The following is a 20606-nucleotide window of genomic DNA, read 5'->3' as shown; positions in this document are numbered from 1 at the left end:
GGCGGGGCGCACGATGCGGTGCCCTATTCCATCAAACACCAGCGCTACCTGGTGCGTGAACTGGCGCCGCCCAGCCCCCATACGCCTTACGCGCGATTGCTGCCATTGGCCCTGGAGTCGATCAGCTACCAATATGAAGGCGTGGCGGACGATCCGGTCTGCCAGCACCAGATCAACCTGCGCTGGGACGCCTATGGTTGCCTGGTGCATGGCGTGACCCTGCATTACGCCCGCCGCACCACCGCCGCCAGTCCGCCGCCCGCCGTGCTGGTGGATGAGCACCAGCAGCGCTGGTGGCGCGATACCCATGACGACGCGCAACAGTCCTATTACCTGAGCGAAACCCTGGCAGAGCCGATTCATCTGGACCACACACAGCAGTGGCGTCTGGCCTTGCCCTACCGCCAACGACATAACGCCCTGGTGCTCGGCAAGGCGCCGGCACCTGGTGGGCTGGACCCAGCGCGTATCGCCTATGAGGTGTTCATCGACACCCGCGACGGGCCGTTGGCGGCAGGCGCCGGGCGCACGCTGAGCGGCTTGTCGCGCCAGCACTACCGGCAGGCCGGTGGTTTCGGCAAAACCCTGGAACCCGGCGTCGCCACGGCCCAGGCATTGCCTGACTACCTGGAAACCGCCGAGCTGGATGACCAGGCCCTGAGCGTCTACAACGACATTCCGAGCATGCCCAACCAACCCAGGGTGGACCTGGTGCAAAAGCTCACCGACAGTGGCTATCACACCATGGCGATGTTTTTCCTGTTCGACGGCGAGGTGGCGCCCGCGCAAAATCGCCTGTGGTCGATACGCCGCCACTTTCCCCGCTATGACAAGCCCAGCCGGTTTTGTCGGTTGAGGGCGCTGCGGGCCACCGAGGCTCACGGCGAAACGACACTCCAGTATGACCCCTACTCACTGCAGACCCTGCTGGTAAAAACACCCGACGGCTGTGTGACCACCGCCGAATACGACTATCAATTGCTGCTGCCGACAAAAATCGTCGACCCCAATGGCACTGTTCAAGAAGCGCGTTATGACGGTTTCGGGCAGTTGCTCGCCAGCAGTTTCCACGGCCATGAACAGAACCTCAGGGTGGGCTTCGCCGACCTGCAAAGCGACCGCCCGCGCCATGATGTCACGCCCGGGTCGGCCATCGAACAGGCGCACAGCGTGTTGCAAGACATGGCCAGCGCGCACTGCTACGCCCCGTTCAGTTGGATGGGCAGTATCGACCTGGCCCTGGTCAAGCCCGAGTGGATCAGCAAGGCCTACCTGCTCCCCGGCGGGCATATCCGCATGGGCGCACGGGCGCGCTTGAGTGCTGCTCGTCACACCCTCGGCGACAGCGAAAAACAACTCAAGGCGTTGATCGACAAGGCCAGCCGCACGCCGGTCCATGGGCTCATGTTGCAAGCCGACCGTTACCCCGGCGATGCCGAACGCCAGATTCGCATGACCCTGACCTGCTGGGATGGCTTCGGTCGTTCGTTGCAGACTCGGCAGAAGACCGAACCGGGCCCGGCCCACGCGGTCGACGCCAAGGGCGATCTGTGGGTCGACGACGTGCCGGATGCCGCCGGCACTGTGAAGAAACAGCTGCGCCACGTGCAGGCCGACCCCCGCTGGCGCGTCAGCGAACGTGTCGAATACAACAACAAGGGCTTGGTCATACGGGTCTACCGCGCCTACTTCACCAACAGCCACGCCTATGTCAATGACCACGCCATGCGCGAACTGGGCCACAGCGACCGGCAATGGTACGACCCCCTGGGACGCCCGACCCGGACACTGACGGCAGGAGGGTTCATGCGGCGTACCACCTATTGGGCCTGGTACACCGTCAATGAGGACGAAAACGACACCTATGAAGAGCTGAACTGACTGATCGCTGATCGTTCCTACGCTCTGCGTGGGAACGCAGCCTGTGACGCTCTGCGTCACGACTTCAAGAGCGGACGCAGAGCGTCCAGGGCGGCATTCCCACGCGGAGCGTGGGAACGATCGTCTGCCTGATGGTGCTCCCGTCAGGATCGCGGGGCGGCGCGCCAGTTCGACGCCAGGTGTGTGTACCCGCGCCGGGCAAACGCCACGACGAAGCCGCGCCATTCGGTCAATGATGCAATCACGCCGCGGGCCACCATCACAATCGTTCGCGTGGTGCGGCTTTGCGCGGCCTGGGGCAGGCCCGTCAGCGCCACGGCCAATGCCTCGACCCCGGTTGCCGCCCAATACGTCCATACCTGATTGAACATTCTGCTCAGCCCGCCGTGCATCAACCCAACAGGGTCCGGTGTCTGCACGGTCAGCCCATGGTGATCGTGGACCGTCGTGGGATGACCACTGCGCGTAAGCGTTCCCATCGCTGCATCGTAGGCTTCAATCGCGGGTGACACATTGGGTTGCATCAGCGCAGGCACTTCCCCGCCGTAGACGGCGTTGGCGATCGTTGCAACGGCGTACGCCGCCGTCGCGCCGGCGGTTCGGCCGACCCTGGCCCGCAGCGGTGTGCTGCCCCAGGAGGCGCCGGTACCATGCCCACGCATGATCTGCTGCACCAGTTCCCTGGAGAGCGAGCGGATATGCCCGCTCAATCGCTGCACCGCCACGGGGTCCCAGCGTTCCCCGGCTTGAGCGCTCGGCGTGTCAGCGTGATAGGCGTAACCAATACCCGCCACAGCTGCCGAAATAACCCCGATCTGTGGTGCAAGACGGGTCCAGTTACCGACGACACCGGTGCTCATATGCATCGTGGTCAGGGCATCCAGCGACGCGACGGTATAGCGCACAATCTGATTGCGCTGCGGCGTGGGCTCAAGGTTGCCGAATACCGCCAGATCAACGCCCGTCGCGATGACATTGGCGATATAGGTGGATAAACCATCGCGAATCGCGGCCGACGACGCGGCCTGTATCCTCGGGCGGATAATCCGCCCCATCGTCGCGAGCCTGCGGCTGAAGGAGAGCCTGCGTATTTGTTTATCCTGGGGTGCCTCCAACGCCGATGCGCCGACCAGGCCTTGCGCGTCGACGTGGGTGACCGGGTTACCGCCGACCATCGCGTACAGATTCAAGCCATCGGCATCGCCGATCGGGTCAGGGCTGATCCAACGGCCTAACCACGCTGCGTAATACCTGAAGCCGTAGTAGGACAGCCCGCTGGCATCGCGCTCCTTACCCGAATAACGGATGAAGCTGTAGCTCGCCTCGCTGGCATTTCTCGCCGCCCGCCACGCGGTCCCGCCGTAGGGGTAATAACTTTCCTGACTGAGCAATTGCGCCTGCTCGCCCAGTTCCAGGCAATTGCTGCCCAAGTGGTCCGACAAGCCATAACGGATCTGCGTGGCCTGACCCACTCCCGAAGGGTGGCGATCCCACAGCAGAACGCGGACGGTGGTCGTACCGGCATCGAGGTTGAGAACATTCAGTTGCTCACCCGTTGCGCTGTCATGGCGGATTTCCAGTCCCGGCAGGTAGCGCACCTCGGCGGTATGCATCACGCCACGGGCCTGGGAGACCCGACGCTTGAGAATGCGCTGGCCCGCGGCATCGTAGGCGTAGTGCTCTTGATCGTCATTACCCCCCTCGCGCCGCACCTGCGTCAGGCGCACCAGTTGATTGCGCACATCCCAGTCCATCTTCTGCTCGCCTGCCAACACTTGCAGGTTGCCATTACGGTCAAAGCCTTGCCCCAACCCCGGTGCGGTCTTGCCATCGGCCTGCGGCAGAAAATGATTGCTGCCCGCGGCCACGCTCATCTGCCGCGTGAAGCCTGTGCCGCTGCTGGGCAGGTGCTGCATCTCGAGCAAATTGCCGGCAGCGTCATAGCGCAACCGCTGGGTGTAGCGACGCCATACGCTGTCGTCAGTCGAGCCAAACGCCACCATTGCCGGTAATGCCGGGCCGCCCGTGTTGCCGGCGGTTTCGCGGCCGGTGGCCGTGATCAGTTGCGATAACGTGTCGTACGCGTAGAGGCTGGCCGAACTGATGCGCGTGTTGCTGGACCATTGCGTCGGCTGGGCAAGGTCGTCGATGCGCACGACGTTACCCACGTTGTCATACTCATAGCGCAGGTCTTGCAGCGCTGCGCCTGCGTGCAAACGGGCCGTCATTTGCCGCAAGCGACCATCGAACTCACGGTATTGCATGGCGCGCACCACGCCGTTGCCGGCGCGTTCGCTGAGCACCTGGCCCGCTGCGTTGTAACGGCGCTGGCCCAGCACCTGCGTACGCACGCCGGCCCTGGGCGTTACAAAGATACTCGCCGGTTGGCCGTCAAGGCCGTAGGTGTAGTCGAAGCGATTGCCCTTGGCGTCCGTGTGATGCAGGCGCTCACCCAGCGCATTGAACCCAATGGTGGTCTGGAACCTGTCGGCCTCCAGGCGCGCCTCGCGCTGTGCATCGGGCTGCGGCCAATCCAACGCAGCGCCCGCCTGTCGAAAACGTCGGGCCTGCTGCGTGACCTCCGCGTGCAGCCCATAGGCCTCGTGGAACAGCGAACCGCCGCCGTCATCGTGGCGAACCACCCGGCCACAGCGGTTGCGTGAGGCCTCTTCACTGGACGATGAAGCATAGGCAAGACGCTCGACGCACAGCGCTTGCCCGTCACTGGCCGCCTGCTCGAAGACGGCAACCGGTCGCAGATATCGATCGTAGTGATGAGCCTGGTGAGCGCCCCGTCCATCCCATTCGTCCAGTACCTGCCCGGCCTGCCCTATAAGCGTCAGCCGCCGGCCGGCATCCACGCTGTCGGTGCGCAACGCGTGCCCGCCAAGGCTGTAAACCGTGCGTTGATTGGGCGCAGTGCCAGGTTTTGAGCGCGACAACTGCAACAGGCGGGGGTCCCATTGTTCAATCATCAGGCCCGTACTGCCAAAGACCTGACGATGAATGCGCACCTGCGCTTGATCCTCCGCGCTGGCGCGGTGGTAATCAATGTTGCGCACGATCAACCCGCGCGGGTCGATGGCCGCCAGGGACGGTGTGTGTCGATGGATGGAATAAGACATGACCTCAAGACCTTATTGCTGAATAAGTAGTCCTGAAAGCCTAGGGATGCGGGGGGAAGCAAGGTGGTGCTGGAGGATTTTTTGTGTGTCCGGGTACTGGCATCGCCCCGACCCGCTCGCGCGGGTCGAGGCTGCGCTCAATGCCCGCCGGCGCAGGTCGGCGAAGCCGGTGCCGCGTCGACCTTCGCCCATTCCTCAGGCGTGTAGGTATGCAGCGCCAGCGCATGAAACTCGCTCATCAGGTCACCCAGGGTGGCATAGACCTTCTGGTGGCGCTTGACGCGATTAAGCCCCTCGAACTGCTGGCTGACCAGCACGGCCTTGAAGTGGGTCTGCAACCCACGGCTGTGCATGTGGCTCTCGTCCAGCACACTCAAGTGATCCGGGGTCAGGGCGGCAAGCGCCGTTTCGATACGCTGTTGCATAGTCATTGCTGCTTACTTCTTCTTGGCCGGTGCGGCGGCTTTTGGCGCCAGCTCGTTGGTCATGTCTTCCAACAGCTTGTTCACCACCGGTACCGCGCTTTCCAGCTTGGCCTGGGTCATCTGGGCCGATTGCTGGGTCAGCTGCGGCATTTTTTCCAGGACTTTCTTGCCCAGAGGCGACTGGTAGAACGCCACCAGGTCCTTGAGCTCCGATTCGCTGAAGTTGGTGGTGTAGAGCTTGACCATGTCCGGTTTCAGCTTCGGCCAGCCGATGGCTTGGTCCAGAGCAGCGTTGGCCTTGGCCTGGTAGCTGTCGAGTACGGACTGTTTGGCGGCAGGCGCCTTGGTCTGCTCGAAACGCTGGGCGAACATTTGTTGCACTTGCATGTACACCGGGGTACCCAGCTTGTCAGCGTGGGCCAGGGTAAGGAAGGCTTCGGCACTGGCGTTGTGGCTGGCGGTATCGGCAAAAACCTGGCCGCTGGCGCAAACCAGAGCAACCGCGGTACAGATGGCACGAAGACGAGTCATCGAGTTTCCTTTTCTAGCTGGCGAGGTAAGACCCCAAGGGCGCCCATTCTGCGCCTAAAAAACCTCGCGGCTCAACCCCGGGCCGCGTCGGGTGTGGTTTGATCGATGAAACGTCTTTTAGGGAACCCCCTTGGCCAATCACAGCCTAAACTGCGCAAACGAACCTGAAGGAGTGTGCCCGATGAGCCGTATCGAAACCGACAGCCTGGGAGAAGTCCACGTCCCGGATGACGCTTACTGGGGCGCCCAGACCCAACGTTCGCTGGTGAATTTTGCCATCGGCGAGCAGCGCATGCCGCTGGCGGTGCTGCATGCCCTGGCGTTGATCAAGAAGGCTGCCGCCCGGGTCAACGACCGCAACGGCGACCTGCCGGCCGATATCGCCCGTCTGATCGAACAGGCCGCCGACGAAATTCTCGACGGCCAGCATGACGACCAGTTCCCCCTGGTGGTATGGCAGACCGGCAGCGGCACCCAGAGCAACATGAACGCCAACGAAGTGATTGCCGGCCGCGCCAATGAACTGGCCGGCGGCAACCGTGGCGGCAAGAGCCCGGTGCACCCCAACGACCACGTCAACCGTTCCCAGAGTTCCAACGACTGCTTCCCCACCGCCATGAGCATTGCCACCGTCAAGGCCGTGCACGAGCAGCTGTTGCCGGCCATCACCGTGCTGTCCGGCGGCCTGGCGGAGCTGGCGGCGCGGCACATGAAGCTGGTCAAGACCGGCCGCACCCACATGATGGACGCCACGCCGATCACCTTCGGCCAGGAGCTCTCGGCGTTCATCGCCCAACTCGACTACGCCGAACGCGCCATCCGCAGCGCCCTGCCCGCCGTGTGCGAGCTGGCCCAGGGCGGCACCGCCGTGGGCACCGGGCTCAACTCCCCCCATGGCTTTGGCGAAGCGATTGCCGCCGAACTGGCCGCGCTGTCGGGACTGCCGTTCGTCACCGCGCCGAACAAATTCGCCGCCCTCTCCGGCCATGAGCCGTTGGTGACCTTGCACGGCGCACTGAAAACCCTCGCCGTGGCCCTGATGAAGCTCGCCAACGACCTGCGCCTGCTCGGCTCCGGCCCGCGCGCGGGGTTGGCAGAAGTCAAATTGCCAGCCAACGAGCCGGGCAGTTCGATCATGCCCGGCAAGGTCAACCCGACCCAGTGCGAAGCCCTGTCGATGCTGGCCTGCCAGGTACTCGGCAATGACGTGACCATCGGCATCGCCGCAAGCCAAGGGCATTTGCAGTTGAACGTGTACAAGCCGGTGATCATCCACAACCTGCTGGAATCGATCCGCCTGCTCGCTGATGGCTGCAACAACTTCCAGGAACACTGCATCGCCGGCCTGGAGCCTGACGCCGAACAGATGGCCGAACACCTGGAACGTGGGCTGATGCTGGTGACCGCCCTCAACCCGCATATCGGCTATGACAAATCCGCACAGATCGCCAAGAAAGCCTATGCCGAAGGGCTGACCCTGCGGGAAGCGGCGCTGGAACTGGGCTACCTCACCGACGCAGAGTTCGACCAGTGGGTACGCCCGGAAAACATGCTGGAGGCCGGGCACTGAGAACCCAAGGTTGGCAGAGAGGCTTGCCCTAATACCCATTGTAGGAGCGAGCTTGCTCGCGAAAAACTCACAGGCACCGCGTTTATTCAGGAAGCACGCGTTATCGTTGACGTTTTTCGCGAGCAAGAGCTAGGCGCCCCCCTCGCTCCTACAGAGGGCGGTGTACGCTTAACTGACTGGCATAGGTACCCACACCACTCCACGATGCGAAGCGAGCCGCTCTTGATCTTGATCTGCTTTTGATCCTAGGCGCCCCGTTAAACCACGCTGGCCGGAGAGAGTGCACACCGAGCCCAAGCGAGGTGCCGAGTGGTGGGGCAAGAGCCCTTTGGTTACTTTGGGGCTTTTCCAAAGTGACCCGCCGTCAGGGCGGAACCCTAAGTGGCCGTTACCGCAGAAACGGATATGTACCCGTTCCAATCCAACATCCCGGCCAGCCCCGAGGCCGCCATCGGGGGCAAGCCCCCTCCCACATTTGGATCGCGGACCGGCAAATGATGCCGGTCGGCTCCAAGGCCGCCGCGCTTTTGCTTTTGATCTCAGGCGACCCGTTAAACCACGCTGGCCGAACGCAGGCTTGAATCCGTGGGTAACCCGGCAGGACGCCGGGTTAGCCGCACTGGGCCACGGATGGCCCATTGCGGCGGCCCACGGATTCAAGCCTGCGTTCGGGCACACCGAGCCTAGGCGAGGTGCCGAGTGGTGGGGCAAGAGCGTTTACTTTGGGGCTTTTCCAAAGTGACCCGCCGTCAGGGCGGAACCCTAAGTGGCCGTTACCGCAGAAACGGATATGTACTCGTTCCAATCCAACATCCCGGCCAGCCCCGAGGCCGCCATCGGGGGCAAGCCCCCTCCCACATTTTCACCGGGCTCGGCACAAAACACCGGTCGACTCCAAGGCCGCCGCGCTTGTGCTTTTGATCTGCTGTTGATCTCAGGCGCCCCGTTAAACCACGCTGGCCGAACGCAGGCTTGAATCCGTGGGCAACCCGGCAGGACGCCGGGTTAGCCGCACTGGGCCATGGATGGCCCATTGCGGCGGCCCACGGATTCAAGCCTGCGTTCGGGCACACCGAGCATGAGCGAGGTGCCGAGTGGTGGGGCAAGAGCCCTTTGGTTACTTTGGGGCTTTTCCAAAGTGACCCGCCGTCAGGGCGGAACCCTAAGTAGCCGTTACCGCAGAAACGGATATGTACTCAACCCAATCCAACATCCCGGCCAGCCCCGAGGCCGCCATCGGGGGCAAGCCCCCTCCCACAGTTGGCTCTCCATACCCCTAGACCAACCGCGCACGCCGAGCCTTGAGCCCCGCCACCAGCGACGGCGCCAACGCCACCATCGCCGAGCCCATCACCACCACCAACGCGCCAAAATACCCCAACGCGTTGATCGCTTCGGCCTGCACAAACTCCGGCCACAACCACGCTGCCAGTGCCACCGCCACAAAGGTCACCAATGGCGTCAAGGCCAGGGTCGCACTGACCCGCGACGCCTCCCAATGCGCCAGCGCTTCGGCAAAGGCGCCGTAGGCCACCAGGGTATTCATGCAGCACGCCAGCAGCAGCCAGCCTTGCAGCGGGCTCAGTTGCAGCGCCTCCAACGGGTGCGCCCAAGGCGTCAGCAACACCGCACATGAGAGGTAGATCACCATCATCACCTGCAGCGAATTCCACACCGTCAGCAACTGCTTCTGACCCAAGGCGTAAAACATCCAGATGGTGGTCGCCAGCAGCACCGTCAGCACCCCGGCGGTGTAAGTCCCCATCGATGTCAGCAGTTCCACCAGGCGCTGGTTGAAAAACAGCCCGAAGCCGATGATCAACACCACCAACCCCACGCCCTGCCCAAGGCTGAAACGCTCCTTGAACACAAACACGCTGGCGATCATCAGGAAAATCGGCCCCATCTGCACCACCAGTTGCGCGGTACCGGGGCTGAGCATCTTCAAACCCACCAGATACAACACGTAGTTGCCCACCAGCCCGCACACGGCCATCGCCACCAGCCAGCCGCCCCTGGGGCCAAGTACCCGGCGGCTGGGCAAGCGCCGCGTGAACGCCAGATAGATGAACAGGCAACTGCCCGCGACGATCAGGCGAAACCAGGTCACCGTGATCGGGTCCATCACCTGCAGTACCTGTTTGAGCTTGATCGGCAGAATGCCCCAGAGCAGCGCGGTCAACAGGGTCAGGAGAAAACCGTAGACCCAGCGGCCCGAAGAGATGTGCATGAGTGCCCCAGATGCCAGAGGAAGTGGAACCGGCATTCTAGGGGCATGCGGTGCGCTTTGGGTATCACGCTGTGTTCAGGGCACGCCCATCACCAGTACCCCGCTGCCGCTGATGGCGCCGGCGGACGGCAGCGAGCCGGCTCGACGTACCAGGGAAAACGTCACGTCATCGGCGCCCGAGCTGTTGGTGATGCGGGTCAGGAACGAACCGTTGACCGGTACGGCGGCCCCGTTACGCACCAGGGCCGTACCCACATCGGCATTGGTCATCAGCAGCAGGCGCGAATCGAACCCGGTGCGGGTGCCTTTGTACGTGATGGTGATGGGTGTGTTGATACCGCCGTCCGGGCAGGAATAGGTAAGCCTGCGATTGCTGACGATGGACGTTGTCAGCGGGTCGGTGCCTATCCCCCGTTGGTGCACATTGCCAAAATTGATCTCGATGGGAGTGTTGTTGTTGATCGTGCAGGTTGATGGGGAAATATCGAAGTTGTTGGCGGCGGTATAGGTGAGGGTCAGCTGCGGTCGGCTGGCGTCCCAATTGTTCGAACTGGTAAGACGCAAAAGCCCCAAATTGTCGCCTGCCCGAATACTGATCGGATTGGACGGAAAGTTACGCACCAATATGTACGGGGTGATATTGATCGGGTAAGCCACCCCGTTGTTGGGCATGGTCGCTACTCTCAAGCCAGAGAGCACCGGGGTATTGTAGAACGACCCATTGATGCGCAAGCCAGTCCCTTGGCCGCTGAATTTCGGCCCGGGCGTCCAAGGTGTGCCTGACGCGTTCCCGGTAGCCCAGTAGTCCTCTCCCCACGCCGGGCCCTGCCCTGGAGAGTACCGACATTCCAGACGCGCCCCTTCCATCATGATCCGGGTACGGTCTGCACTCAGCGTCACCGTGACCGGGACCTGCATGTTGGGATTGCCGGTAATCCACCCGCCGCCATTAATGCGGCAATCAACGGCAATTGCCGTCATGCTCACACTCGTCAGGGCAAGCACCACCATGACGCCAAATAGTCGTTTCATCTTGAACTCTCTCGAACATCTGAAAAAAAGTGCGTATCCCCCTGTGCTAGCGGGCGTGGTCTTATGCATCAGGGCACTCCCATCACCAGCACACCGCTCCCGCTGACGGCTCCGGCGGCCGGCAGCGACCCGTTGCGTCGAACGAGAGCAAACGTCACATCGTCCCCGCCTGTGCTGTTGCTGATATGTGTCAGGAACGAACCATTCACAGGTACCGCTGAACCCGCGCGGACGAGAGCCGTGCCCACGTCCGGATTGTTCATCTGCAACACACGTGAATCGAATGACGACGGGCTGCCTTTGTAGGTGATGGTGATGGGTGTATTAATACCGCCTTGCGGGCAGGAATATGTGAGCCTGCGGTTGCTGACGATGGATGTTGTCAGCGGGTCAGTCCCGATGGCTCGCTGGTTGACGGGGCCGAAGTCGATATTGATCGGATTGTTGTTATTGATCGTGCAGGTGGATGGAGAGATGCCGAAGTTATTCGCGGCCGTGTACGTGAGCACCAGCCGTGTACTTCCCGAACTGTAATTATTGGTCTGCTGGAGGTTCAACGCGCCCAGGGTATCCCCTATCCGAACCTCGATAGGGTTGCTCGGATCGTTACGCAGCAAAATGTAGGGGGCTATATTGATGGGATACCCCCCACCGTTGTTTGGCATGGTCGCGATCCGAATATCGAACGGCACCGGGGTGTTATAAAACGCGCCGTTGATACGTAAGCCGGTACCCTGCCGGGTAAACTTCGGGCCGGGCACCCAAGGGGGGCCGGCCTGTGCAGAGGTTCCCCAAAAGTCTATGCGTGTAGGGTGGGCAGGCGAAGGAGTGAATCGGCACTCCAACCATGCACCTTCAAGGATCAGGCGAGTGCTGTCCGAGCCTACTCGGACGGTGACAGGGACCTGCAGGTTGAGAATCCCACCGTCGCCAACGTATTGCCACCCACCGCCATTAACGCGGCAATCAGCCGCTCGTACGGTCGTGGCCACACTCAGCAGGACAAGAAGCACCATAGCGCCATAAAGTCGTTTCATTTTAATCTCTCGTTGCTCTGCTCTCCCCAGCCAAAGCCTATGGATAGTCCAGCGTAAAAGTTGAGGTCACCGTGTAGGCACCGTGCCCGATGGTTTGATCCTTGATGGCGGTCGGCTCGCCCTGCACGTAAGCCTTGAGTTCGATGGCATTGCTGCCGTCGCTCAACACCTGTTTGTCGCTGACGGTATTCAAGGGCAAGGGTTTGTCGCTCAGGGTTTCCATGCCGACACCAATGCCCGAGGCACCGCTGCCACCGTCCAGCGCGAGCAAGCCGCGAAGCTCTCTGTTCTCCGTACCGCCGAAGGTGATGGTCACCGAGTTGCCGATCGTGGTATCGCAGTCTTCCAGGTGCAGCTTGAAACGCTTACCCACCGAGCGCGTGTTGATATAGAGGTACTTGCTGGTGAGGTCCCAGAGTTCCAGCGTGATGGCCTCGTCGCCGGGGCGCAGGGTGCAGGCCTCTTCAACCAGATTGCCTTTGAAACGCAGATTGTCCGCCGCCTGCCCCACGGGGGTCAGGCCGACGGCGAGCAGAACGGCCAGGCCTGCCTGTTGAACCCTTTGATATCGCATCGAATAAGCTCCTACTGGTATTCGGCCAACAACGTGGCCACCGCCGTGAACCTGGCGGGAGGCAACGTTGCTCCGGGCTGTTGCACCGGCACTACCTCAAGGGTCGGCGGTGACGACAAGGTGATGTCCATGGGCGTATTGAGTGCAAATGGCAGGTTGTTCTGAAAAACCCGGATGCCCAACGCAGGCACGCTGGTCTGCACCGCTGAACCGTCGAACGCCGTGGGCGTGCCGTTGACGCTCAGCTTCAATGCCCACGGCAGGGTGTCGGCGCCGCAATTGATGACGTAGCCGACGCCTCTGCGATACCTCACCCCATCGACGCGTTTTACCCCGACATCGCCAAAGTCGATCTCGATGGTGTTGCCCGCATCGATCGTGCAGGGAGGCGGTTCGTTCAGCGTTCCACTGAACGTCAAGTTGGCCGACGCGCCACTGCACAGGCCGATGGCACACAGGGCGAGTAGCGCTCGCGGCTGCCAAGCTGTCATGGGTCGTTCCTCTTTTTATCGGTAACCATCATTGGTAATCGACCACCAGGGTCGCGGTCGCGTCGAAGGCCCCGCCGGTCAGCTGGCTGCCCGCACGTTTGACCGGCACCGCCTGCACCACGGGAAAATTGGGGTAGGTAAAATTCACCGCGGTATTGAGCGGCCAGTCAGCGCCATTCACGAACAGCCGCACGCCCAGGTCCGCCTTGCGGGTGGCGAGCGCGCGGTTGTCAAACGCCGCCGCCGTGCCCTTGAGCTCCAGACTCAACGCATTGCTGAAAGGCGAATCGCAGGTGACGGTATACGGCACCCCTCGCCGGTAATTGACCCCATCGACCCGTGACGTCAGCAGGTCATTGCCGAACGGTACGTCGAGCGTGCTGCCACCGTTGATGACGCACGGCGGGGGCGCGATGATCACCGCGCGAATGGTCAAATTGGTGTCGGCCTGCAGGCCCTGGCTGACCGCCAGCAACACGCCGGTGGCGATCAAGCCGATTGATTTAGCCATCGTTGCACCCTTACTCATAAGTGAGCCTGAAATCCACCACCGCCCTGAATGCCCCGCTGGTCAACGGCGCAGCGGTGCGCGTAGGCCGTACATGCCAGGTCTGGGTATTGCGGCCCACGGGCAAAAACAGCGGCTGGCCCCTTGAGCCCAACTGCACGTCGCGGCCGAGGGCATCGGTCAACTGCAGGCCCATGCCGGTAATGCCCTGCACTCTGACCAGGCGTGGATCGTCGGCATCGGCCGGCGCCTCGAACGTGACCGACAGCACCGGTTGGTAAGCGCTCCAGGTCAGGTTGCCCGTACGCTCATTGCGTATACGACCGGCGGTGCGCAGGCAGTCGGTGAAGCGCAGCTGAAACGCCTTGGGCGTCGCCTGGTCACCGGGCCGTTGCAACTGGCTGGTCGACACGGCCTCCAGATCGACGGTCTGGTGCAGCGAGGTCATTTCCAGGCTGCACGGCGACTCGTGCATGGACCCGAGCACATTGAGCATGCCGCTCATGCCTTCGATATCCTCCTCGTCCGCGGCCTGTGCGCCCATGGCCAAGGCCCATAACAGGCCGCCCAGCACTTTCACTTTTTGCGACGTCATGACGTTCTCCCGCACCATTACTCATTCGCCGGCGCGGCCTGCCGGTTCACTGTGCAAGTGTCCCCCGTGCAGGTGAAGGCCAGGAGCGGGCGACCGCCGTAGTCGTTCACATAGGCCAGATAAGGGCTGCTGCCCAACGCCTTGGCGGTGCTGCCCAAGGCCAGGGTGCCTTTGGGGGGAACCATCAGCGGCACGAAACCCGGCACGGTTTTGCCGTCCTTGCTGTCCCGCGCATCCACCAGCGTCACGTAATACGGCGTAGGGTTATTCACCCGGTATTGATCGCCTTCACGGGTCAGGGTCAGTTTTTCCTGCCACGGGTTGGACAAGTCCTGTTGGCTCGGCTCGATGGCTTGCGGGCGGTAGAACAACTTGATGCGGGTCTGCAGCGCGATCTGCAGGGTGTTGGACTTATCGCTGCGCGGCGGAATTTCCCTCAAGTTAAAGTAGTAGACCGTCTCGCGATCCTGCGGCAGCGCCTTGGCCGCCGGCAACGCCTGGACCTTCACCTGGCTTTGTTTACCCGGCTCCAGGCGTTGGACCGGTGGCAGCACAATCAACGGCGTGGTGATTTTCTTGCCGGTTTCATCCTCGATCCAGCCCTGGGCCAGATAGGGCAACTGGGTATTGTTGTTGGTGATATTCACGCTGGTGGCGTCTTTGCCACCGTCGAAAATCACACGGGTACGGTCCAGGCCCACGGCAGCGTTGGCGTTCTGGCTCAAGGCCAGGGCCAACAGCGCGAAGGCTGGGAAGAGGCGACGTGTAGTAGGCATCATGAGGCTGTGTTCTCCGTATCGATAGGCGTGCCGGACAGCCCGGCGGGCTCGGGCAGGGATGGATCGGCGGCTACCGGCTGGCAGCGCAGTTGCAGGGCATCGGTCAAACCATCGGCAGGCAAGGTGGCCGGCAGCGTGAGCAGGCACCGCGCGTCCCCGCCCCAACTGACGGTCATCTGCTCGCCGGCCTGAATGCCGCTCAAGTAGACTTCGCCGCCGTCATTCACGATGCCGGTGTCCTGTTGCTTGAGGTTCTGCACCGTCGCGCCGAAAGGCGGCGAACTGCCATCCGCCAGGCGCAGCACCGCCATGGCCTTTTCACCGGCAATCACATCCAGCGAGCGATAACCGATCGCGCCTTCGGTGAGGGTCAATTGCGTGACGGATTGAGTGGCTTCGACATTGCTCGGCAAACGCTCCAGATCAACACTGGCGGCAGTGCGCTGATAGCTGCTGATGTCCGAAATCACCGCTTTGCCGAAGGCATTGCTGCGGGTCGGCGCGCCATAACCGCGCACCGGCACATCGGGCACACCGGCGGTATCGACCATCAGGCGGGTGCCGCCTGTACTGGTAGTTCGATGAAGCGCCGCACCCTGGGCCGTGAGCGTGGCACCGCCGCGCGCGGAGACGCCGAGGCTGCTGGAACCGCCTTGCTGCCTGCTGGCGCTCACATCGAGGTCGACGTTGTCGCCCATATGGCTCAGGTATCCGCTGGCGGAGGTGTCGCTGGCACTGAGCTGGTAGCTGTTGCGCTCATCGAGGCGATCGCTGTAGCGCGAGGTAAAGCCGTTTTTGCCGGCGGCTCGATTGGCGTCCAGCGACAGCGTGCCGGTACGCCCCAGCGGCAGGCTGACCGTCAGCGCCATGCCGTTGTCCTTGTAGTTATATTCCTGGGTGCGGTACATGTTCAGGGACAGACTCATGTTCTTGACCGTGCCCACATTGAAGTAGCGCGACAGCGACATGTTCCAGCGGTGCGTGTCCGGCCGGTCCCAGTAGGTTTGCTTGTTGTAGCTGGCGTAGACAGTGGCGCCCAGGTCACGGAACTGCTTGTTGACCGTCACCGTGTACAGCGCCTTGCTGCCACCGATAGGCTTCCAACCCTCGTTGAGGTCGCGATAATCCCCTCGCCCGCCGAGTTCGCCGTTCAACCCGTAATGCCGGGCATCCAGGTACTCACTCATGCTCAGGAAGTTCTTCTCGGAAAAGCGGTAGCCGGCGAAGGTCACCTGGCTGTCGTACTCTTCGAAGTTCTTCGAATATTGAAGGCGGTAGGATTTACCCGAGAGCGTCTCGTTCCATACGTTGGCACGCGACTGCGTGACATCCAGCGAGACGGCGCCGAACGCCAGCAAGTCCCGCCCGGCGCCCACGGATAACGCCCGATAGTTGTTATCGGTGATACCGCCACCGAACAACGACCAGCCATTGCTCACGCCCCAGGAAAACTCTCCGGTACCGAAGACGGCACCATCGGAGCCCGTCTGAAGGTTGGACGGTCGCCCGCTTGCCAGTTTGTAACGGACCTGGCCCGGGCGCGTCAGGTAAGGCACACCGGCGGTATTGAGTTGGAAGGTATGCACCGAACCGTCCTGTTCTTCCACCCGCACATCCAGCTTGCCGGTCACCGCATCATTGAGGTCCTGAATGCGAAAGGGGCCCGCCGCAACCAGGGTTTCGTAGAGCACACGGCCCTGCTGGCTGACGATGACTTTGGCGTTGGTCCGGGCCACACCGACCACTTCCGGCGCGTAACCGCGCAAGTTGGGGGGCAGTTGGCTTTGATCCGAGTTGAGTGCGGCGCCGGTAAAGCGGAAGCTGTCGAACAGGTCCGAATACAGATAGTTCTCACCCACCACCAGGCGCGCCTGCAACGCGGGAATGGCGCGATACGCGTAGTAGCGGCTCCATTCCAGCTTTTGCGGGCCGGCGGCCTCCTGCCGACCGCTCTCCACACGCCCCTGCCAATCCGCCCTGAGCCGCCAGGCACCGGCATTGGCGCCCACGGTGCCATTGCCGCTGAGGTTTTGCCGCCGGCCATCGTTGCGCTGGTAATTGGACTGCGCCGTCAGGCTGTAGTCCACCAGCAGCCCCGGCACCCCTTCATCCCATCGGGAAGGCGGGTCCCAATTGATAGCGTTGTATTCAAGGTAGGCCTGGGGCACGTTGATGCTCAGGGTAGAGGTGGCCAAATCACCCCTGACCTCCATGCCGGGCAAGCTGGTTATATCCAGGCACTCGCCGTCCTTCCACCACAGCCGTTGGCCGGCCGCGGACACTTTCAGCCCCAGTTGTTCAACCAGACTGCTCGACAAACAGGCCTGGCTGCCCTTGGGGTCGTTATCGGGGGGATAGAACGCCACCGATTGCTCAGCAATAGGCTGGGCATTGAGGTGCACGGCCATCGAGTAAGTGCCCGGCAGAATGAATCCACTGCGCGCAAATTGGGACAAGTCAATATTGGCGCGATCGCTCAGGTCGAGAACGTCGGTATTGAACTCGATATCCCCAGCGCCCATCGCCGTGCCTGCCAGTGACATCAACCCGCCGAACAGCCCGGGACGCAGCGTTTTTTTGATCTTCGACGTATTCAACATGCAAGCCTGTCCATCACTGTTCAAAAGTATTCCAACTTGAACCGCACTGCGGCACTGTGAGCCCCGACCACCAATGGCAAGCCGTTGCCGACCAGGAAAAACCGGTAGTTGAGTGTCATGTCACCTTCGGCCAGCGGAACCGGCGCCATGCGTTGCCCCGGCAGGCTTTCCTGGCCGGCGGCGTCGATGATGTGCAAGGCCACCCCCTGGGAGTCGCCAGACACTGCGAAGGAGAGCCCTGCCCTGTCGGTAGGGCCTTCGAACGTCACGCGCATGTGTTCCCAATCCGGCAGGCTTGCACCTGGGCGCGAAGGGTCCGGGCGGCTCAACGAGCAATTGACCAGACGCAGTTGAAACGGATGGTCTTCGCCCCGCGTGTTGCGCAACAGCCGCCCCACTGGCTCGGGCGGCATCTCGATGGTTTGATCGATACTGGCAAGCTCCAGCCCGCAGGCGGAATCAACCACTTCCCCTCCCAGCAGCACGACCCCATCGCCTTGCGCAGTCGCCTGGGCGACAGCACAAGGGCTGATGAATGTCGTTAATGAAGAGGCGATAGCCAGACGTATGAATGTGTTCACCTGGATCTCCCGTCAGCGTCCCCCCGCCACACCGGGTGGCGGGGGTGAAACTTACTGATAAGCCAAAGTGAAATTGGTGACCGCGCTGAAGTCGCCGGGAACGATGTCCCCAGTGGCGGCGCCTTGGACGTAAGCCCCGAATTCCAGCGTGTTATCACCCACGCTGATGACTTGCGGGGCGGTAGGAACACCCAACTTAACGAGGGCACCGCCATGGGTCATCATGATGCCCAGGTTGCCTGCACCGCCGACCGTACCGATCGCACCGGGCACTACCGTGGAGGGCGCGCCGGTGAAGGTCGTGGTGACGGTGTTGTCAGTGAGGCCGGCCAGGTCGCAACCTTCCAGTTCGATCAGCACGCGTCGGGCTTCCGATTTGCCACCCGCTTGCAACTGATGCTTTGCAATCGCACCCAGGCGAACGGTTTGGTCGACGGAGTCAGGCTTGATTGAGCAGGCACCCGAGTGGACCGACCCGATAAACGTCACCGTTCCATCCGCCCCGTGCGCCATCGACATCGAACCCGCCAGCAGACCGACAGACAACAGCACAGTTTTCATTTTGATTTTCATCTACAGATTCCCACTTACAAGTGTCATTAAGAGCCTTGCCACCGATTGGCGCAGGGCTGATTGAAAGAGCGGTTTGACCTATGCGTCGAAGGGAGTTCCTGAAGTGCTTTTCCAACTTCTTGTATTGCATTTCAGGATCACGCTCAACGCCGGGCAAGTATCCACTGCACACTTGAAGTCGTAAGCCAGCTCTTTCCCTTAATGGCGTAGCCCTTGTATATCAAGGCTTGTGGGAAAATTATGGCCATTTGCCAAAACTTTAAAAACAGCTGAAGGAATAGACCTACATCTAAGTTAGATGAGAATTATTTAACAACGGAGAGAGCTGTAAGAATAAGGCTACATGCACTTTAAAACAATAAACTTCACGGCGGCTTTGCAACTAACTATTTGACCGGCGAGCCGAGACATTCGCTGAACGACAGATGCAAAAAGGGGGAGCAAAGCTCCCCCCGTCAGCGTGTGTTGCAAGCGTCAAGCAAGGCCTAACGCACGGCCTCAAACAACCCGGTTGCGCCCATTCCGCCGCCCACGCACATGGTGACGATGCCGTAACGCAGGTTGCGCCGTTGCAACTCGCGCACCAGGTGTCCCACCTGCCGCGAGCCGGTCATGCCGAACGGATGGCCGATGGAGATCGAACCGCCGTTGACGTTGTATCTGGCGTTGTCGATGTGCAGGCGGTTACGCGCATACAGGCACTGCGAGGCAAACGCTTCGTTGAGCTCCCACAGGTCGATATCCGCTACCTGCAAGCCTTTGGCCCTGAGCAGCCTGGGCACCGAGAACACCGGGCCGATGCCCATCTCGTCCGGCTCGCAACCGGCCACGGTAAAACCGCGAAAGAACGCCTTGGGCTTGAGCCCCAGCGCCAGGGCTTTTTCCAGGCTCATCACCAGGGTCATCGACGCACCGTCGGACAACTGCGACGAATTACCCGCGGTCACCGAACCGTCTTCGGCAAACACCGGCTTCAAGCCACTGAGGCTGGCCAGGGTGGTGTCGGGGCGGTTGCAGTCGTCGCGGTCGACCACGCCATCGAGCACCTGCACTTCACCGGTATTCTTGTCTTCGACTGTGTACTTGACCGCCATCGGCACGATTTCATCGTTGAACAACCCATCCGCCTGCGCCTGCGCGGTACGCTGCTGGCTTTGCAGGGCGTACAGGTCCTGATCCTCGCGGCTGACGTTATAGCGACGCGCGACGATTTCGGCGGTCTGGCCCATAGGCAAATAAATGCCGGGTACCTGCTCCTTGAGCAGCGGGTTGATCAGATGGTCGGTGTTGACGCTTTTCATGGTCAGGCTGATGGACTCCACGCCGCCGGCGACAATGATGTCGCTGCAACCCGAAGCGATCTGGTTGGCGGCAATGGCAATCGCCTGCAAGCCTGACGAGCAGAAACGGTTGAGGGTCATGCCCGCCGTCCCCGTGCCCAGTTGCGACAGCACCGCCACGTTGCGCCCGATGTTGTAGCCCTGGGCACCCTCGTTGGAACCGGCACCGACAATGCAGTCCTCCACCGTGGCCGGGTCGATGCCGGTGCGGGCCAGCAGCGCGTTGACGCAATGGGCCGCCATATCATCGGGCCGGGTCTGGTTGAACTTGCCGCGAAAGGACTTGGCCAAGCCGGTTCGCACACTGTCGACAATCACTACTTCACGCATGGGGCTACCTCGATCTTGTGGTTGTGGATCGAGAATAGAGCCGGGCCCGGCTGCCCGCGATGATCATTCACTGCATGGATGCAAAAGCATGGAGGCCTGTGTGAGGTCTACCTGATGCGCAGAGATCCAATGTGGGAGGGAGCTTGCCCCCGATAGCAGACTGTCAGTCGATGCAGTTGCAACTGACCCACCGCCATCGGGGGCAAGCCCCCTCCCACAGTTGGATCGAGTCAGGCTCAGGCTATTTCTTTTTCTTCTTGTCGTGCTTGTCGGTTTCGGCGAATGCAGTCTATCTAATGTGCACAAATCAAATGTGGGAGGGGGCTTGCCCCCGATGGCAGACTGTCAGTCGATGCAGTTGCAACTGACCCACCGCCATCGGGGGCAAGCCCCCTCCCACAGGT

At 61.7% G+C, this 20606-nt stretch carries 17 protein-coding genes; 2 read left to right on the top strand and 15 right to left on the bottom strand.

The annotated features are described in order from the left end of the window. Nucleotides 1-1881, top strand: a 1881-nt coding sequence (locus BFP96_RS24070; RefSeq protein WP_305885265.1) for a toxin TcdB middle/C-terminal domain-containing protein, incomplete at its 5' end; no start/stop codon positions are given. Between the two features lie 143 nt (nucleotides 1882-2024). On the opposite strand, the gene BFP96_RS24065 is transcribed toward BFP96_RS24070, so the two are convergent. The 3 genes from BFP96_RS24065 to BFP96_RS24055 all read right to left on the bottom strand — a co-directional run bounded on the left by BFP96_RS24065 (nucleotide 2025) and on the right by BFP96_RS24055 (nucleotide 5962). Continuing rightward, nucleotides 2025-5006: an RHS repeat-associated core domain-containing protein gene (locus BFP96_RS24065; RefSeq protein ID WP_065937138.1), complete on the bottom strand. Its 2982-nt coding sequence runs from the start codon at nucleotides 5004-5006 to the stop codon at nucleotides 2025-2027. 137 nt (nucleotides 5007-5143) lie between these two features. Continuing rightward, the gene (locus BFP96_RS24060; protein ID WP_065933831.1) at nucleotides 5144-5437 is read right to left on the bottom strand and encodes a BolA family protein; all 294 of its coding nucleotides are present in this window, start codon (nucleotides 5435-5437) and stop codon (nucleotides 5144-5146) included. A 6-nt stretch (nucleotides 5438-5443) separates the two neighbouring features. Beyond that, nucleotides 5444-5962 (bottom strand): DUF2059 domain-containing protein, encoded by a 519-nt coding sequence (locus tag BFP96_RS24055; RefSeq protein ID WP_003175221.1) that lies wholly within the window; start codon nucleotides 5960-5962, stop codon nucleotides 5444-5446. 181 nt (nucleotides 5963-6143) lie between these two features. Between BFP96_RS24055 and BFP96_RS24050 the strand changes: the two genes are divergently transcribed. Continuing rightward, nucleotides 6144-7532 carry a class II fumarate hydratase gene (locus BFP96_RS24050; protein WP_065895472.1) on the top strand — a complete coding sequence of 463 codons (1389 nt, stop codon included), beginning with the start codon at nucleotides 6144-6146 and terminating at the stop codon, nucleotides 7530-7532. A 1276-nt stretch (nucleotides 7533-8808) separates the two neighbouring features. Here BFP96_RS24050 and BFP96_RS24045 read toward each other — a convergent pair. The 12 genes from BFP96_RS24045 to BFP96_RS23990 all read right to left on the bottom strand — a co-directional run bounded on the left by BFP96_RS24045 (nucleotide 8809) and on the right by BFP96_RS23990 (nucleotide 20202). Further along, the gene (locus BFP96_RS24045; protein ID WP_065883282.1) at nucleotides 8809-9762 is read right to left on the bottom strand and encodes a DMT family transporter; all 954 of its coding nucleotides are present in this window, start codon (nucleotides 9760-9762) and stop codon (nucleotides 8809-8811) included. Between the two features lie 75 nt (nucleotides 9763-9837). Then, nucleotides 9838-10794 carry a fimbrial protein gene (locus BFP96_RS24040; RefSeq protein ID WP_065891664.1) on the bottom strand — a complete coding sequence of 319 codons (957 nt, stop codon included), beginning with the start codon at nucleotides 10792-10794 and terminating at the stop codon, nucleotides 9838-9840. A 68-nt stretch (nucleotides 10795-10862) separates the two neighbouring features. After that, entirely contained in the window at nucleotides 10863-11831 is a 969-nt protein-coding gene (locus tag BFP96_RS24035; protein WP_065891663.1) for a fimbrial protein, read from the bottom strand. Between the two features lie 37 nt (nucleotides 11832-11868). Further along, nucleotides 11869-12405 carry a fimbrial protein gene (locus BFP96_RS24030; RefSeq protein WP_065883286.1) on the bottom strand — a complete coding sequence of 179 codons (537 nt, stop codon included), beginning with the start codon at nucleotides 12403-12405 and terminating at the stop codon, nucleotides 11869-11871. Between the two features lie 11 nt (nucleotides 12406-12416). Beyond that, the gene (locus BFP96_RS24025; RefSeq protein WP_065891662.1) at nucleotides 12417-12896 is read right to left on the bottom strand and encodes a fimbrial protein; all 480 of its coding nucleotides are present in this window, start codon (nucleotides 12894-12896) and stop codon (nucleotides 12417-12419) included. 28 nt (nucleotides 12897-12924) lie between these two features. After that, nucleotides 12925-13407: a fimbrial protein gene (locus tag BFP96_RS24020; protein WP_065891661.1), complete on the bottom strand. Its 483-nt coding sequence runs from the start codon at nucleotides 13405-13407 to the stop codon at nucleotides 12925-12927. A gap of 10 nt (nucleotides 13408-13417) precedes the next feature. After that, a complete protein-coding gene (locus tag BFP96_RS24015; RefSeq protein WP_065891668.1) occupies nucleotides 13418-13999 on the bottom strand; it encodes a fimbrial protein in 582 nt (193 codons plus the stop codon). Nucleotides 14000-14016: 17 nt separating this feature from the next. After that, nucleotides 14017-14778, bottom strand: coding sequence for a fimbria/pilus periplasmic chaperone (locus tag BFP96_RS24010; RefSeq protein WP_065937137.1), 762 nt, complete (start codon nucleotides 14776-14778; stop codon nucleotides 14017-14019). After that, on the bottom strand, nucleotides 14775-17378 hold the full coding sequence (locus BFP96_RS24005; RefSeq protein WP_170876039.1) for an outer membrane usher protein: 2604 nt from the start codon (nucleotides 17376-17378) through the stop codon (nucleotides 14775-14777). Before BFP96_RS24005 ends, BFP96_RS24010 begins: the two co-directional genes overlap by 4 nt. A gap of 20 nt (nucleotides 17379-17398) precedes the next feature. Beyond that, nucleotides 17399-17959: a fimbrial protein gene (locus BFP96_RS24000; protein ID WP_065937136.1), complete on the bottom strand. Its 561-nt coding sequence runs from the start codon at nucleotides 17957-17959 to the stop codon at nucleotides 17399-17401. 51 nt (nucleotides 17960-18010) lie between these two features. After that, nucleotides 18011-18532: a fimbrial protein gene (locus tag BFP96_RS23995; protein WP_240995392.1), complete on the bottom strand. Its 522-nt coding sequence runs from the start codon at nucleotides 18530-18532 to the stop codon at nucleotides 18011-18013. Nucleotides 18533-19017: 485 nt separating this feature from the next. Then, the gene (locus BFP96_RS23990; protein ID WP_065937135.1) at nucleotides 19018-20202 is read right to left on the bottom strand and encodes a thiolase family protein; all 1185 of its coding nucleotides are present in this window, start codon (nucleotides 20200-20202) and stop codon (nucleotides 19018-19020) included. Between the last annotated feature and the right edge of the window lie 404 nt (nucleotides 20203-20606).

This window comes from Pseudomonas sp. 34 E 7, assembly GCF_900005715.1.
Lineage (GTDB): Bacteria > Pseudomonadota > Gammaproteobacteria > Pseudomonadales > Pseudomonadaceae > Aquipseudomonas > Aquipseudomonas orientalis_A.
Note: the sequence above shows the minus strand (reverse complement) of the source record. Positions and strands in the feature narration are given on the sequence as shown.